Origin of the sequence: Streptomyces sp. NPDC002057 (genome assembly GCF_040296665.1) — a bacterium.
Classification (GTDB): Bacteria; Actinomycetota; Actinomycetes; order Streptomycetales; family Streptomycetaceae; genus Streptomyces.
Genome location: NZ_JBEOXR010000041.1, coordinates 14,051 through 26,667, shown reverse-complemented (window position 1 = coordinate 26,667; position 12,617 = coordinate 14,051). Strand labels below are relative to the sequence as shown.

The window sequence follows — 12,617 nt, the reverse complement described above, 5'->3', positions numbered from 1 at the left end:
CTCCGTTCCTGTGTGAGTGATACCGCCGCGCGGAAAGCCGAGCCCTCAGGCGGCCTTCAGGAATCCGGGCGGGGCGGCCACCATCGGCTGGTAGGTGGAGACGTAGAGAACCTCGGGATCCTCGCTGTCGTCGTGACCGCTGGCGCGCACCACGGAGAACTGGAACCCGCGTGCGACGGAAACGTCCTGGGCGTCCCTGATCTGCTTCCTGATGAATTCCGCCAGGACCCGGAACGACGGGGAACCCGTCGGGTCCTCACCCTTCGCGATGTTCTTGATGATCGCGCTGCAGACGTCGAAGACCGCTTTTTCCGTCCGCCGGGACGAGAACCAGAACGCCTGGATCATCCGGCGGTTCTCGATCAGGTCCAGCTCCACCCAGGGCGAGGTCTCACGATTCTCGTCGAGGGTGCGGTACAGGTAGTGGTAGTCGTGCGTCGCGGGATTCGGCGCGAAGAACTTCCAGTTCGGCACGAGGGAGAACAGGTCCTTCTCCCGCGCGCGCTCGAACGCCGGATGGGGGTGCTGCGCCGCCATCGTCGTCAGGAGCACCCCGGCTCCGATCAGGCGGGTGACGGCGCCCGGTCCCGTGAAGGCGTCCTTGAGGAATGCGGCGGGCTTCACTTCGACTCCTCCACCTTCTCCGGGAGGCTCCCGGCGGGCTCGCCGGCGGCGGGGGCGGCCGGCGTCGAGCAGTGCTCCTCCACGAAGCCCACGATCAGGTCGGCCACCGTCCGCGCGTGCCGCGCGTCGGTCAGGATCGTGTCGTGCCCGCCCCGCTCGACGACCGTGACGTCGCCGTGGCTGCCGGTCTCCTGGTGGGAGCGGACGATGTCGTGGTACATCAGCAGCTGGTCGGGGTCCATGTCGACCGTGACCTGCGCGGCGACGACGAGGCCCGGGGCCGGCACGGGGGCCAGCTCGCCCTCGAAGCCCTCCAGCTCGGCGCGGACCGACTCCCATTCGCGGGCGGCCGCCGTCCAGAGCCGGGAGTCGGCGTACAGTGCGAAGGCCTTGTCCCGGTAGGCGTACGGCAGGTGGTCCACCCAGCGGGGACGGGACATCAGGGCCCCGGTGCCCAGCTTCGTCCAGCGCGCCAGCTCGGCGAGCGACTTGGTGAACAGCTCGCTGCCCCGCTGCTGGCGCTCCGAGCGCACCAGCTGCGCCGGGTGCGTCGGGTCCAGGTAGACGACACCGGCCACCCGGTCACCGAGCTGCTGGGCCACCCTGCGGTTGAGCTCGGCGCCGAGGGAGTGCCCGACGAGCACCACCTTGCGGTCGTCCGGCAGGGCCTTGCGGATCAGGTCCTCCAGGTCGTCCACGGACTCCTGTACGGAGTAGGGGGCGTCCCTCAGCCGCCGGCTGGGCCCGTAGCCCGCGCGCGCGAAGCTGAGCACGGGCTGGCCGATGTCGAAGGCCAGCCGCTCGATGATCCACGAGAAGTGCTCGGTGGTGGAGGCGAGCCCGTGGTTGAAGACGAGGACGGGACGGTCGGTGATGTCCTGGCCGCCGACGTCGTACGACAGCTCGTTGCCGTACCGGGTGGTGACGGTCCGGGAGTTCGGCCATCCGGCCACCGCGTGGGCGCGGCGCTGCGTCGCCACGACGCCCGCGACGGTGACTCCCGCCGCCAGCAGGGCGAGCGCGGTCTTGACCATCCGGTCGTCGCGGTCGGCGACCACCGGGAACGTCTTGGGGGCGGACGTGTAGGCGACCATGGGGTGCATCGCCGGGAACGCCGTCATGAACCGGCCCAGTCCCATCACGAAGGCGTTGGCCACGTGGAAGCTGCCGACCGCGCCGATCATCGGCCGGGTCATCCGGCCCCCGGCGAGGTAGACGACGGGGAAGAGGCATTCCATCGCGAGGACCGAGTGCTGCGTGACCTTGGCCGCGCGGGGGTAGCGCTGCGTCAGGCGGTAGGCGCGCTCGAAGCCGTACGTGCGGGTCCGCAGGACGCCGGGCAGGGCGGAGCCGTCACGCCACTTCGTCCCGGCCAGCTTCGCCACACCGGAGAGCGCGTACGACATGTTGGCCTGGATCGCCAGGTACCACATGAGGGCGTCCTTGACCTCCGTGCTGCCGGCCAGCCGCGCGAGGCCGGTGACCGCCTGCACCTGGGTGGCCACCTGGTCCGAGCCGTCGGTGCCGTAACGGTGGCGGGCCTGGAGGACGGTGGTGGTGAGGCCGAGGTAGAGGTCGCCCGCGGCGCGCCACTTGCTGTTGCCCGGGGCGAGCATCGCCAGGCTGCACGCGACGCGCGAGGCGTGGAGGGCCATCGTGGTGCGCCGTCCGCTCACCACGTCGGTGATCTTCTGGATGGCCGGGTTCTTGCTCTCCGGCGTCTGCCTCATGATGTCCCAGTCGTTGAGGCCGCCGGGCCTCAAGTTCCGGTGTTGGTGCAGGTATTCAAGGGACGAGGAAAGGCTGGAGAGAGCCGCGAGGCGTTCCGATATGCCGATCGCGCGAGTTCTTGAAATCGGAACCGGGGAAAAAATCGAACGGGAAAGCCGCTTTATCACATTCATACCGAAGTTTTACTCCGCGTCGAATCGGCTGCGGGGCTACCGAACGGTAGGATCGGGTGCCTGCCGGGCCACGATTCCAGCGTGGCCCGGCAGGTCTCTCCGCCTCCGGACTCAGCTCCCGGAAGATGTTCCCTGGAAGCCGACCAGGCTTCCTGTGCCGTGCTCAGTCAGACGCGAGCACTCAGTCGTTCGCCCCGGCCTCGTACGCCTGGACGGTGACCCACGCCGCACCCGCGCCGCCGGCGAATCCCACACCGAAAGCGATCAGCGCCGGCGTGGCCTGCACGGGCATCATCGCGCCGAACTCGCCGTGCGCCTCGTCCGACAGCTTCTGCGGGGTGACGGCGACGACGCTGTCCACGATCCTGCTCATTCCGGTTTCCTCCTGAGAGTTGGTCGTGCGGGGGGTTGGCTGGGTCAGCCGTTGACGCGGCCGGTGACGTAAGCGCCGACCACGGCGCCGGCGCCGACGACGGCACCGCCCACGTACCAGCAGGTGGCCACGGCGGCCGGGGTGGCCAGGACCGGGCCGGCGGCGTCGTCCTGGTAGCCCTGCTCCAGCGAGCCGAGGTCCTGCGCGTTCATGAACCCGGCGATCTTGTGCTCCATTACCGGTATCTCCCGTCTGTTTATGGCGATTAAGACTTCCGAGCCGAGACCGAGAACTCTCCTGGGTCGCCGGACATGAAAAAAGACCCTTCGCCGAACTGTGCCGGAAAAGCCGAAGAACCCCGTAGGCGGAGGTGCCCGGCTCTCGACCTACGCGCGTCACAAACAAAGCGGACCAACTGATTCCGAGTGCTGTGAAAACGTGAAGATTCCGAGTCTGGTTCCACATCCGTGCCACCCGGAACAAACAGCCGACGGCTTGTCAAGACGCCGATGCCTGTTCTTCGAGTGTCTGTTCTCATGGTGCGCGGATCACGCTAGCCGACCATCGATCGCCCGCAACAGGCCACCTGAACCTTCTGACTTGATCTGACACAGTCGCGCTAAAGATCTTCGAGCTGCGAAGGCGGCCCGAAGTGGCCCTTTCTCAGATATGCCTGAGTTAAAGCATCAGTAAAGGAAGGCTTTATTCTGCCTAGCCGAACACTCCGAAGGGCCCCGTCCCGGCCGGAACTGCGCCGTCGGACGGGGCCCTTCGAGGGGGTGCGGGGCGGGACCGTTCGCCCTCGCGCGGGCCGGGTCGCCGCATGCCGGCCGGGTCGCCGGGCCGCCGAGGCCCTCCGGCCCCTACCGGATGGTGTGAGGGGGCGGTGAAGGAGCTTGCGAAGGGATGAACTTCTCCCCCGGGGCGCCCTCCACGGCCTCCTTCACGCGACGCAGCGTCGTGGCCATGCCCGAGCGGTTCGTCCGCACCCGTGCCTCTGGCGACGTACCGGCGGCCACCCGGCCGAGGAGATCGGCGATCCTGCCCCGGCCGCCCCGGCGCAGGTCGTGCCAGTACTGGACGAGCTCGGTGGAGCCGGCGGCCCCGGCGGGTCCCTCCCCGTCGGCCGGGCGGAGCAGGAAGCCCCAGGCGGCGAGGGGAAGCCCGGCGATCGAGACACGGAAGGCGAACTCCCTCGGCGCGTCCGACCTGGTCACCCGGCAGAGGGTGAACCAGCGGCGGAACCCGTTGCGGTTGAACCCGACGAAGACGGGACGGGGTCCGCCGCGCCCCGCGAGGACGCGGACGCCGACGCACTCCGGACTCCACCGGGGCATGAGGCGTACGTCGCTGATCGCCGCGAACACCTCCTCGGGCGGAGCCGCGATGACTACGGATTCCCGAAGTTCGCGGGTCCGCGCGGGCGTGCTGTGCCGGCTGTCCAAGGGGTCGCCTCCCACGATGCTCCTCCGTCCCGCCCGCTCAGCGGCCGCTGTCCACGCCGGCGGGCGCACAGGCGCACGGCCCCCCGGCGGCGGCGCAGGTGCGGCAGCCGCCGGGGGCCGTCGCCCGCCGCGCCCCGGGCCCCTCGGACGGCAGGGGCCCCAGGGCCTCCGCCCCGGGTACGGGCTGCCACCCGGGACGGCCCAGCAGGAGGCGCGCCCGGTCCCGCCAGCGCGTGGCGCGCGCCAGGTCGCGGCCGATGGCGACGTACTCGTGCGAGACGATGCGCAGCGGGTTGTGGGTGTCGATGTTCTTGGTGAGTCCGTACCGGGGGCGCTCCGTCTCCTCGGCCCAGGTGCCGAACAGCTGGTCCCAGATCATCAGGATGCCGCCGAAGTTCCGGTCCAGGTAGCCGCCTTGCGAGGCGTGGTGCACCCGGTGGCTGGAGGGCGTGTTGATGACCCGCTCGATGACGCGCGGCAGTCGGCCGATGCGGTCGGTGTGCAGCCAGAACTGCGTGAGCATGTTGATCGCGCCGCACAGGAGGATCGCCCACGGAGGCACACCGGCGAGGGCCAGCGGCAGGTAGAAGAGCTGCGAGGTGAGGCCGGTCCACGGCTGGCGGACCGAGGTGGAGAAGTTGTATCTGCGGCTGGAGTGGTGCACCACGTGGCTGGCCCACAGCACCCGCACCAGATGGTGTTCGCGGTGCATCCAGTAGTAACAGAAGTCCTGGGCCAGCAGGATCAGCGGGAACGTCACCCAGGTGACCTCGACCCGCAGCGGGGTGAGTTCGTACAGGACGGCGAAGACGGCGACGGCGATCGTCTTGTAGAGGACGTCCACGACGGCGGCGCCCGCGCCCACGGCGAAGCTGGCGGCGGTGTCGCGGAGCCCGTAGCCACTGGCGTTCTCGTCGGGGTGGAGCCGGTAGTAGACCATCTCGATGACGACGAGGAGTACGAAGAGGGGTGCGGACAGGGCCAGCAGGGACGTGTTCTCCATCGGAGCCTCCTATCGGAGCGATTCGCTCCGACAGGAGTATCGGAGTGCTTGGCTCCGATAGGCAATAGGTTGGACGGCATGAAGAACCACGATGTGGGAGGGATACGGGCGGGCAGCCGCTTCGGCCGCCAGGCCGAGGCCGAACGCAACGACGTCCGCGTGCTGTACGCGGCCCGCGCCGTCTTCGCGGAACAGGGCGCCGACGCCCCCGTGTCAGCGATCGCCGCCCGGGCGGGCGTCGGCATCGGCAGCCTCTACCGCCGGTACGGCAGCAAGGAACAGCTCCTCCAGCGGCTCTGCGCCATCGGCATCGCCCGGACGATCGCCGAGCTCCGCGCCGCCCTCGACGCGGAGGGCACCGGCTGGGAGACGCTCGCGCACTACATGGCCGCGGCGGTCGACGCCCGGGCGGGCGCGTTCGCCGCCCTCGCGGGGACGTTCACCCTGCCGGAGGAGGTCACCGCCGCCAACGAACAGGCGAAGGAGCTGGCGGAGCGGGTGCTGCGCCGGGGCCACGAGGACGGAACCGTACGCGAGGACGTCACGACGCTCGACGTCACCCACGTGATCGAGATGTTCAGCCGGTACCCCCGTCGCACCGAGGAGGACGACCACGCGCGCCGCAGGATGCTGGCCCTGACCCTCGACGGCCTGCGCGCCCCCCACACCGGCCTGCCGGGACCACGCCCCGACTGGGCCGACTACCACCGGACCTGGGACGAGCCGGAGGCACGATCCTGACCGGCCGCCGACGGGAACCGGCCCGCCCGGCCGACGACCGGACCACCCCCGATCTGCTTGACAACCCGACCACCCCCGACCTGCTCGACAACCCGACCGCCCTCGGCCTGCTCGACGACCGGACCGCTCTCGACCTGCTCGACGCGCGGCTGGAGGCGCTGGGGGACGGAGCTGACCTCCCGCTCCCCCAGGCGCCGCCCCGCCCGGCGGGCCAGGACGGGGACACGCTCGTCCACTGGACCCTCGACCGGCTCCGGCACATCCCCCGCGAGCCGGGAAACGCCTTCGCCCTCCAGGTCGGCGGACTCCTGGCGGAGTTCCGCAGCCGTCGCTGTCCCTGGAACGCGGCGGCGCTGAGGCTGCTCGACGATCCCTACACCTTCGTGGCCACCGGCCCCAGGCGGCACGAGGACTGGGCGTACGACGTCCACGCCGTGCTGCACCGGTCGGTCCCCGACCCTCGGGGCTGGCTCCGGCTGGACGGGGACCGCACCCGCACCGACCGCCACACGGTGCCCGCGTACCCCTTCGACCCCCCGGACCCGTCGGAACTCACCGACCGCCTGTACCCCCTTGAGCCGGAGGCGGCGGTCGCCGCGCTCGCCGTCATGGCCGAGGAGTGGCAGGCGGAACCCGCCCCCGTCCGCTCCCGCCCGGACCGGGCCGCCGTCCTGGCGGACGCCCGGACCCTGCTCGACCGGTACGGACCGACGGCGCGCCACTGGACCAACGCGACCGCCGCCGCCCACGACCCGGCGCCGGACTTCGTCACGGCGGGCCTCCAGGGCACCGCCTCCCACAGCTTCCTCACCCCCGCCTACCTCGGGGGCCTGGACCTCTTCGACGACCTGGGCCTGATCGCGGTCAACGACGACGAGGTGGGCGTCTTCTGGTCGATCGGGGCGTACTGATCCAGCCGCGGCACGGCTCGTCCGCAGGCCTCCGATGGCACGGAACGCGAGTCCTCAGCCGTACCGGCCGAAGAGTGCCCGGAGGTAGTCCTCCAGCCGCTGGGCCAGCACGGACGACGTCAGGTCGTCCCTCCCGAGTTCGCACCAGGGCTCGGCGAGCTTCTCCGCGTCCGGGGCGAAGGCCAGCGCGTCCAGAACGCGCCAGTACAGGTGGTGAGCCGGGTCGTCGTCGAGCGTTCCACCGGCTGCGACGTAGTGATCCGCCAACCGCATGCCGACGGGCACTCCGTGCAGCAGAGCGAGTGCGGTGGAGCAGTGGGCCACGTCCAGGTCGGCGGGCCCCCAGGACGTCTCCACCCAGTCCACGACACCGGTGATCGCCAGGCCGGCTCCCGCTCCGGTGAAGAGCACGTTCCCCGGGTGGAAGTCACGGTGGAGGAAGCACGGCCGGTGGGCCGGCGGCCGACTGCGGATCACGTCCACGGCGCGCCGCCACACCTCCGGTCGTTCCGGGGCCCCGGGAATCCGCACCCGCTCCGGACTGGTCCAGGCCTGATAGGCGCGCGGCCGGGACCCTTCCGGAACGGGCAACCCGTGGATCGTCACGAGCTGCCGGGCAAGGAGCTCGGTCTTCCGCTCGATGTCCTCGCCGTCGAGCCTGAGGCTCCCCGGCAGCAACGACATCAGCAGAGACGGATGGTCGCAGTGCTCGGCCGCCGCGTCGACACGATGGAGACGCGCGGCCGGGACGGCCGTGTCCGCGAGCAGCCGGAGGACGTCCGCCTCCCGCGTGAGCAACCCCGGCGAGTGCTTCACGTAGAACGGTTTGACGAACGAACGGAGCACGAGGGAGTACGGCTCGCCCTCCCCCTCGACGTCGAGGCGGCGCATCCGCGACGTCCATCCCCCACGCAGCGCCTCCACCGCGCGAATCCGGGCCCCGGGAGGGAGGCTCCGCTCCACCCACGCACGAGTGTGGGACCAGCCCGGGTCCTCGACATCGGTCTCGACAACCGCCGCGCTCTCCCCCTCGACCATGACGACAGCCTAGTGATCGCGCGGGAGCGTCCCGGGGCGAACCTTCGGGAACAGGTTCTGACGCGGTTCCGGATGCGGCGACGCCGTCGCGCGGCAGACGTCAGGACAGCTCGGGCGCACGCTCCCGGACGGGGTCCTCGGATGCCGGGCGATCCGGACCGCCGGCCGCGGCGGCGGCCCGCAGCGCCGCTTCGACCCGGCGGTTGCCGGTCATGGACGCCGTGACGGCCGTCATCGCCAGGAGGAGGCCGGCGGCGGCGTAGAGCGGGGTGCGGATGTCGTAGGCGGTGGCCAGCCAGCCGCCGAGGAAGGCCCCGAAGGGGGCGGCGCACATGGCCAGCATGCGGGAGGTGGAGGCGACCCGGCCCATCAGGTGGGCGGGGACGATCGCCTGCCGGAGGGAGGGCGCGAGCACCATCGTGGCGCCCATGCCGGCCCCGCAGACGGCGAGCGCCAGCCCGGCCACGTACGGGTTCGGGGCGGCGGCCAGGCCCAGGATGGCGAGCCCTTCGACGGCGGCCGTGCAGGTCAGCGCGGTGCCGGTGCCGAGCTTGCGGCCGAGGTACGAGGCGATGCCCGCACCGAGCAGACCGCCGGTGGCCTCCGCCGTGAGGAGCAGGCCGAAGCCGAAGGTGTCGATGCCGAGACGGTCGTGCGCGAAGAGGGCCAGCACGGTCTCCACCGCGAGGAAGGCGACGTTCCCGACCGCCGGGCGGAGCGCGAGCCCGAGCAGCAGCCGGTCCCTGAAGACGTAGGAGGCCCCGGCCCGCGCCTGCCGCAGCAGCGACTCGCGGGCCTCCGGCACGGGCCGGGGCAGGGCCGGGAGCGACCGTACGAGCAGTGCGGAGAGCAGGAACGACACCGCGTCGGCGAGCAGCGGAACCGCCCGCCCGAGCGCGAGCAGCGCACTGCCCGCAGGCGGCCCGGCGAAGCCGGACATGGCGGTCTGGGCACCGCGCAGGCGCGAGTTGGCTCGCTCCAGGAGGGCGGGGTCGCGGCCGAGCAGATCCGGCAGATAGGCCGTGGCGGCCGTGTCGAAGAAGAGCCCGCCGAGGCCGAGCAGGAAGGCGACGGCCGCGAGCAGCGGAATGCTCAGGACGTCGAGCGCGGCCGCCGCCACCGGGATCGCGAGCAGCGCCGCACGCGCCACGTCCGTGACCCACATCGTGCGCCGACGGTCCCAGCGGTCCACCAGCGCACCGCCGAGGACCCCGAAGAGCAGCCACGGCAGCGTCCCGGCGGCCGCGACGACGGCGAGTGCCATCGGATCGCGCGTCAGCGTCAGCGCGATCAGCGGCAGCGCGGCGTGGGACACCCCGTCACCGAACGAGGACACCGTCTGCGCGGTCCACAGCCGTCCGAACCCGGTCGGCAACTTCCTTGTCTCCGAGGTCACTTGGCCTCCCCCTCGACCTTCCCGCGCGGTGCCGGGTGGAACAGCGCGAAGACGAGCGACGCGTCCGGCAGCGAAGGATCGGACAGCTCGCGGTACTCGTCCGCCAGTGCCTCCAGCCGCGCCCCCAGCTCCGCGAACTGCTCCTCGGTGAGCCGCAGGTGCGCCATCCGCACGTGCCGCTCGGCGTCCGCCGGCGCCGCCTCCAGGTCCGCCACCGCATGCCGCATCAGCACATCCGGCCCTCCCTCGCCCGGGTCCGGCAGCGCGATGGCCCGGGCGGCCATGGCGTAGTACCGCTCGGTGACGCCCCGGACCTTCCGCGTCCGCACCACCTTCACCAGGCCGGCCCGCTCCAGCAGCCGCACGTGATAGCTGGAACTCCCCTTCGCGAGGCCCACCCGCTCGGCGATCTGCGTGATCGTCGCCGGCTCGAAGCGGAGCACGGCCATGATCCGGTGGCGGGTGAGGTTGGAGACGGCGCGCAGCTGCTCGTCGGTGGTGACGTGAAACGTCTCGGGAAGATCGTCGGTGGGCATGCGAGCAATGGTCAACGTTTCTTGACCATTGCGCAAGGGGATACGTGAAAGCCGCCGGAACTGGTCCGACGGCGGGGGCGGTAGCCGCGTCCTCAGGTCACCCGACGGCGGATCCACCAGGCGCAGAACCCGGTCAGGGCCAGGGCGAGGCCGAGATGGAGCCCCGTCTCGGCCCATTGAAGGGCCCAGAAGTTGCCGGCGGGCTGGTAGGTCACCTGCTGCTCGTAGCCCAGGGCGCCGAGGTCGGCGACGCAGCGCTCGACCTGCTCCAGGGCGGGCGGGCCCGACTCGGTGCGCAGGCAGTCGGCGAAGGAGGACGGCACGGGGGCGGGCTGACCGGCGGCGTCCAGCGTCTGCTGGGAGGTGATCCAGGCCCCGGGCGCCTCCTCCGGATGCGCGATGATCTGCCGGGCACCGTCCTGGATGCTGATGGGGGCGCCGCCGGGCTCGATCGCCACGGTGGTCCGGTCCGCGGTGGCCAGGTGGGGCCGGATCCACATCGGTACGACGATCTGGACGGCGGCGTAGAGGGCGAACGTGGTGGCCATCGCGGGCAGGGTGCGGCGGATGACGAGGCCGAGGGCGACACCCAGGACGAAGGCGAAGGCGGCGTGGGCCATGGGGACGACACCCCGTGCGGCGAAGGCCACGGGGTCGAGCCGCGGGAAGTACGTGTCCGTCGCGCCGCCGGCGTTGACGGCCCGGTCGATGGGGCCGCTCCACCAGCTCACCGCGAGTACGGCCAGTCCGGCGGCGGCCATGGAGGCCGCCGCGCCGATGCCCAGCTTGGTCGCCAGCCAGCGGGTGCGGGTGACGCCCTGGTTCCACGCGAGGTAGTGGGTGCCGGTCTCCAGTTCGCGGGAGATCAGCGGCGCGCCCCAGAACATCCCGATGACCGCCGGCACGGCGAGCACGACCAGCAGCCCGGTGTAGTAGAGGGTCTGGTCCGCGCTGGAGACCTGGTCCACCAGGCTGCTGCCGGCCGTCCGGTAGAGGTCGGCCAGCCGCGGGCCGGTGACCGCGAGGACGGCGGCGAGGGCGGCGACCGCGGCGAACACCACGGCCGCCTGGGTGCGGAACTGGCGCCAGGTCAGCCAGATCATCGGAGTACCTCCAGTGCGGGTCGGGTGTCGCGTACCGCATCGGCGGGGCTGGTCATGTAGGCGAGGACGATGTCTTCCAGACCGAGGGGGCCGACGGTCCAGGAGGGGTCGTGGACCGCCGTGTCGGTGCGCACCAGGAGGGTGGTCTGCCGGTCGGTGTGGCTGGCGGTGATGACGCGCTGACCGGCCGGGAGCGTGTCCGGGTCCCGGCGCGGTCCGGTGAGCCGGTGGTGACGGGCGACCAGGTCGTCGATGTCACCGGCCACCCGCACCCGGGAGTCGACGAGGACGACGACGTAGTCGCAGGTCCGCTCCACGTCGGAGACCAGGTGGGAGGAGAGCACCACGCTCAGCTCGTGCTCGGCGACGGCCTCCATCAGGTCCTGCATGAACTCCCTCCGGGCGAGCGGGTCCAGGGCCGCGACCGGCTCGTCCAGGATGAGCAGTTCCGGGCGCTTGGCGATGCCCAGGGTGAGGGCGAGCTGCGCGCGCTGGCCGCCGGACAGCTTGCCGGCCCGCTGCTTGGGGTCCAGACCGAGGCGACGGATCCGGTCGCGCGCCAGGGCGTCGTCCCAGTCCGGGTTGAGGCGTCGGCCGAGTTCGAGGTGGTCGGCGATGCTCAGCGCGGAGTAGGTCGGGGTGTCCTGGGCGACGAAGCCGACCTTGGCCAGCCGGTTCACGTCCGCGGCGGGACGTCCGCCGCACACCTCGATGGTGCCGGCCGTCGGGGTCAGCATGCCGGAGGCCAGTTTCAGCAGGGTCGACTTGCCGGCGCCGTTGGGGCCGACCAGTCCGACCACCCGGCCGGCGGGGATGTCCAGGTCGCAGTTCTGCAGCGCCCAGCGCTTCCTGTACCTCTTGCCCAGACCCTGGGCTCGCAGGACGGCGCTCACGCCACGTCCTCCCCGGCGGCGTTGCGGAACGTGTTCAGGAACAGCGCCTCGATGCTCTCGTCGTCGAGCCCGGCCAGGCGGGCCTTGGTCAGCCAGCGCTGCAGGTCCTTGCGCAGCGGGCCGTGCGCGGCGAGCGTGCCGCCGGCCAGCGTCCGGGTCACGAACGTCCCGACGCCGGGGCGGGCCGCCACCAGGCCTTCGTGCTCCAGCTCCCGGTACGCCTTGAGCACCGTGTTCGGGTTGACCGCCATCTGCCTGGCCACGTCCTTGACCGTCGGCAGCCGGTCCCCCTCGTTCAGCAGGCCCAGGCGCAGTGCGTGCTTCACCTGTTGGACCAGCTGCTGGTACGGGGACAGGCCGGACCGGCTGTCCAGGTGGAACTCAATCACCGGTTCCTCCATTTATCTAGTTGCCTAGCACTATAGCTCTCTACGTCGACTGTGTGGCAGGGCGCGGCGCGAAGTCCTCCCGCCCGCAGCCCGACCCGGCCGCACGCACGCCATCGAGGAAGGTGTCGATAAGTCGACAATGGAGGAGGGAGTGATGCCCGGGAGCGGGGTCACGAAGCCGAGACGGCCGCCGGCGGTTCTCCTCGGCCCCGGAGTCCCGGCCCGCACTCCGGGGCCGAGGAGAACCGCTACGTCCTGCGA

The 12,617-nt window shown here is 71.5% G+C and carries 14 protein-coding genes; 2 read left to right on the top strand and 12 right to left on the bottom strand.

The features are described from left to right. Nucleotides 1-45: 45 nt before the first annotated feature. The 6 genes from ABT129_RS26890 to ABT129_RS26865 form a co-directional block, all read right to left on the bottom strand. A complete protein-coding gene (locus ABT129_RS26890; RefSeq protein WP_351906719.1) occupies nucleotides 46-624 on the bottom strand; it encodes a hypothetical protein in 579 nt (192 codons plus the stop codon). Continuing rightward, nucleotides 621-2,354: an alpha/beta fold hydrolase gene (locus ABT129_RS26885; RefSeq protein ID WP_351906716.1), complete on the bottom strand. Its 1,734-nt coding sequence runs from the start codon at nucleotides 2,352-2,354 to the stop codon at nucleotides 621-623. Before ABT129_RS26885 ends, ABT129_RS26890 begins: the two co-directional genes overlap by 4 nt. A gap of 355 nt (nucleotides 2,355-2,709) precedes the next feature. After that, complete coding sequence (locus ABT129_RS26880; protein ID WP_351906713.1) at nucleotides 2,710-2,901, bottom strand: hypothetical protein; 192 nt, start codon at nucleotides 2,899-2,901, stop codon at nucleotides 2,710-2,712. A 44-nt stretch (nucleotides 2,902-2,945) separates the two neighbouring features. Then, entirely contained in the window at nucleotides 2,946-3,137 is a 192-nt protein-coding gene (locus tag ABT129_RS26875) for a hypothetical protein (protein ID WP_351906710.1), read from the bottom strand. Nucleotides 3,138-3,764: 627 nt separating this feature from the next. Continuing rightward, entirely contained in the window at nucleotides 3,765-4,346 is a 582-nt protein-coding gene (locus tag ABT129_RS26870) for an SRPBCC family protein (protein ID WP_351906707.1), read from the bottom strand. Nucleotides 4,347-4,383: 37 nt separating this feature from the next. Continuing rightward, nucleotides 4,384-5,349, bottom strand: a complete 966-nt coding sequence (locus ABT129_RS26865; protein WP_351906702.1) for a sterol desaturase family protein — start codon at nucleotides 5,347-5,349, stop codon at nucleotides 4,384-4,386. Nucleotides 5,350-5,427: 78 nt separating this feature from the next. On the opposite strand from ABT129_RS26865, the gene ABT129_RS26860 reads away from it, so the two are divergent. Both ABT129_RS26860 and ABT129_RS26855 read left to right on the top strand, forming a co-directional pair. Further along, nucleotides 5,428-6,090, top strand: coding sequence for a TetR/AcrR family transcriptional regulator (locus ABT129_RS26860; protein ID WP_351906699.1), 663 nt, complete (start codon nucleotides 5,428-5,430; stop codon nucleotides 6,088-6,090). 383 nt (nucleotides 6,091-6,473) lie between these two features. Then, nucleotides 6,474-7,001, top strand: a complete 528-nt coding sequence (locus ABT129_RS26855) for a hypothetical protein (RefSeq protein ID WP_351906696.1) — start codon at nucleotides 6,474-6,476, stop codon at nucleotides 6,999-7,001. Between the two features lie 54 nt (nucleotides 7,002-7,055). Here ABT129_RS26855 and ABT129_RS26850 read toward each other — a convergent pair whose 3' ends face one another. The 6 genes from ABT129_RS26850 to ABT129_RS26825 form a co-directional block, all read right to left on the bottom strand. Continuing rightward, on the bottom strand, nucleotides 7,056-8,039 hold the full coding sequence (locus ABT129_RS26850; RefSeq protein ID WP_351906693.1) for a phosphotransferase family protein: 984 nt from the start codon (nucleotides 8,037-8,039) through the stop codon (nucleotides 7,056-7,058). A 100-nt stretch (nucleotides 8,040-8,139) separates the two neighbouring features. Continuing rightward, a complete protein-coding gene (locus tag ABT129_RS26845) occupies nucleotides 8,140-9,435 on the bottom strand; it encodes an MFS transporter (protein ID WP_351906690.1) in 1,296 nt (431 codons plus the stop codon). Further along, the gene (locus ABT129_RS26840; protein ID WP_351906687.1) at nucleotides 9,432-9,971 is read right to left on the bottom strand and encodes an ArsR/SmtB family transcription factor; all 540 of its coding nucleotides are present in this window, start codon (nucleotides 9,969-9,971) and stop codon (nucleotides 9,432-9,434) included. Before ABT129_RS26840 ends, ABT129_RS26845 begins: the two co-directional genes overlap by 4 nt. Before the next feature lie 92 nt (nucleotides 9,972-10,063). Beyond that, on the bottom strand, nucleotides 10,064-11,074 hold the full coding sequence (locus ABT129_RS26835) for an ABC-2 membrane transporter-related protein (protein ID WP_351906684.1): 1,011 nt from the start codon (nucleotides 11,072-11,074) through the stop codon (nucleotides 10,064-10,066). Further along, nucleotides 11,071-11,967 carry an ABC transporter ATP-binding protein gene (locus ABT129_RS26830; protein WP_351906681.1) on the bottom strand — a complete coding sequence of 299 codons (897 nt, stop codon included), beginning with the start codon at nucleotides 11,965-11,967 and terminating at the stop codon, nucleotides 11,071-11,073. Before ABT129_RS26830 ends, ABT129_RS26835 begins: the two co-directional genes overlap by 4 nt. Beyond that, a complete protein-coding gene (locus ABT129_RS26825) occupies nucleotides 11,964-12,368 on the bottom strand; it encodes a GntR family transcriptional regulator (RefSeq protein WP_351906678.1) in 405 nt (134 codons plus the stop codon). Before ABT129_RS26825 ends, ABT129_RS26830 begins: the two co-directional genes overlap by 4 nt. Between the last annotated feature and the right edge of the window lie 249 nt (nucleotides 12,369-12,617).

What these genes read in the sequence shown, in the direction of transcription:
- ABT129_RS26880 (WP_351906713.1), bottom strand. Translation starts at nt 2,901, where the DNA reads ATGAGCAGGATCGTGGACAGCGTCGTCGCCGTCACCCCGCAGAAGCTG.
- ABT129_RS26840 (WP_351906687.1), bottom strand. Translation starts at nt 9,971, where the DNA reads ATGCCCACCGACGATCTTCCCGAGACGTTTCACGTCACCACCGACGAG.
- ABT129_RS26825 (WP_351906678.1), bottom strand. Translation starts at nt 12,368, where the DNA reads ATGGAGGAACCGGTGATTGAGTTCCACCTGGACAGCCGGTCCGGCCTG.
- ABT129_RS26875 (WP_351906710.1), bottom strand. Translation starts at nt 3,137, where the DNA reads ATGGAGCACAAGATCGCCGGGTTCATGAACGCGCAGGACCTCGGCTCG.
- ABT129_RS26860 (WP_351906699.1), top strand. Translation starts at nt 5,428, where the DNA reads ATGAAGAACCACGATGTGGGAGGGATACGGGCGGGCAGCCGCTTCGGC.
- ABT129_RS26835 (WP_351906684.1), bottom strand. Translation starts at nt 11,074, where the DNA reads ATGATCTGGCTGACCTGGCGCCAGTTCCGCACCCAGGCGGCCGTGGTG.
- ABT129_RS26865 (WP_351906702.1), bottom strand. Translation starts at nt 5,349, where the DNA reads ATGGAGAACACGTCCCTGCTGGCCCTGTCCGCACCCCTCTTCGTACTC.
- ABT129_RS26850 (WP_351906693.1), bottom strand. Translation starts at nt 8,039, where the DNA reads ATGGTCGAGGGGGAGAGCGCGGCGGTTGTCGAGACCGATGTCGAGGAC.
- ABT129_RS26885 (WP_351906716.1), bottom strand. Translation starts at nt 2,354, where the DNA reads ATGAGGCAGACGCCGGAGAGCAAGAACCCGGCCATCCAGAAGATCACC.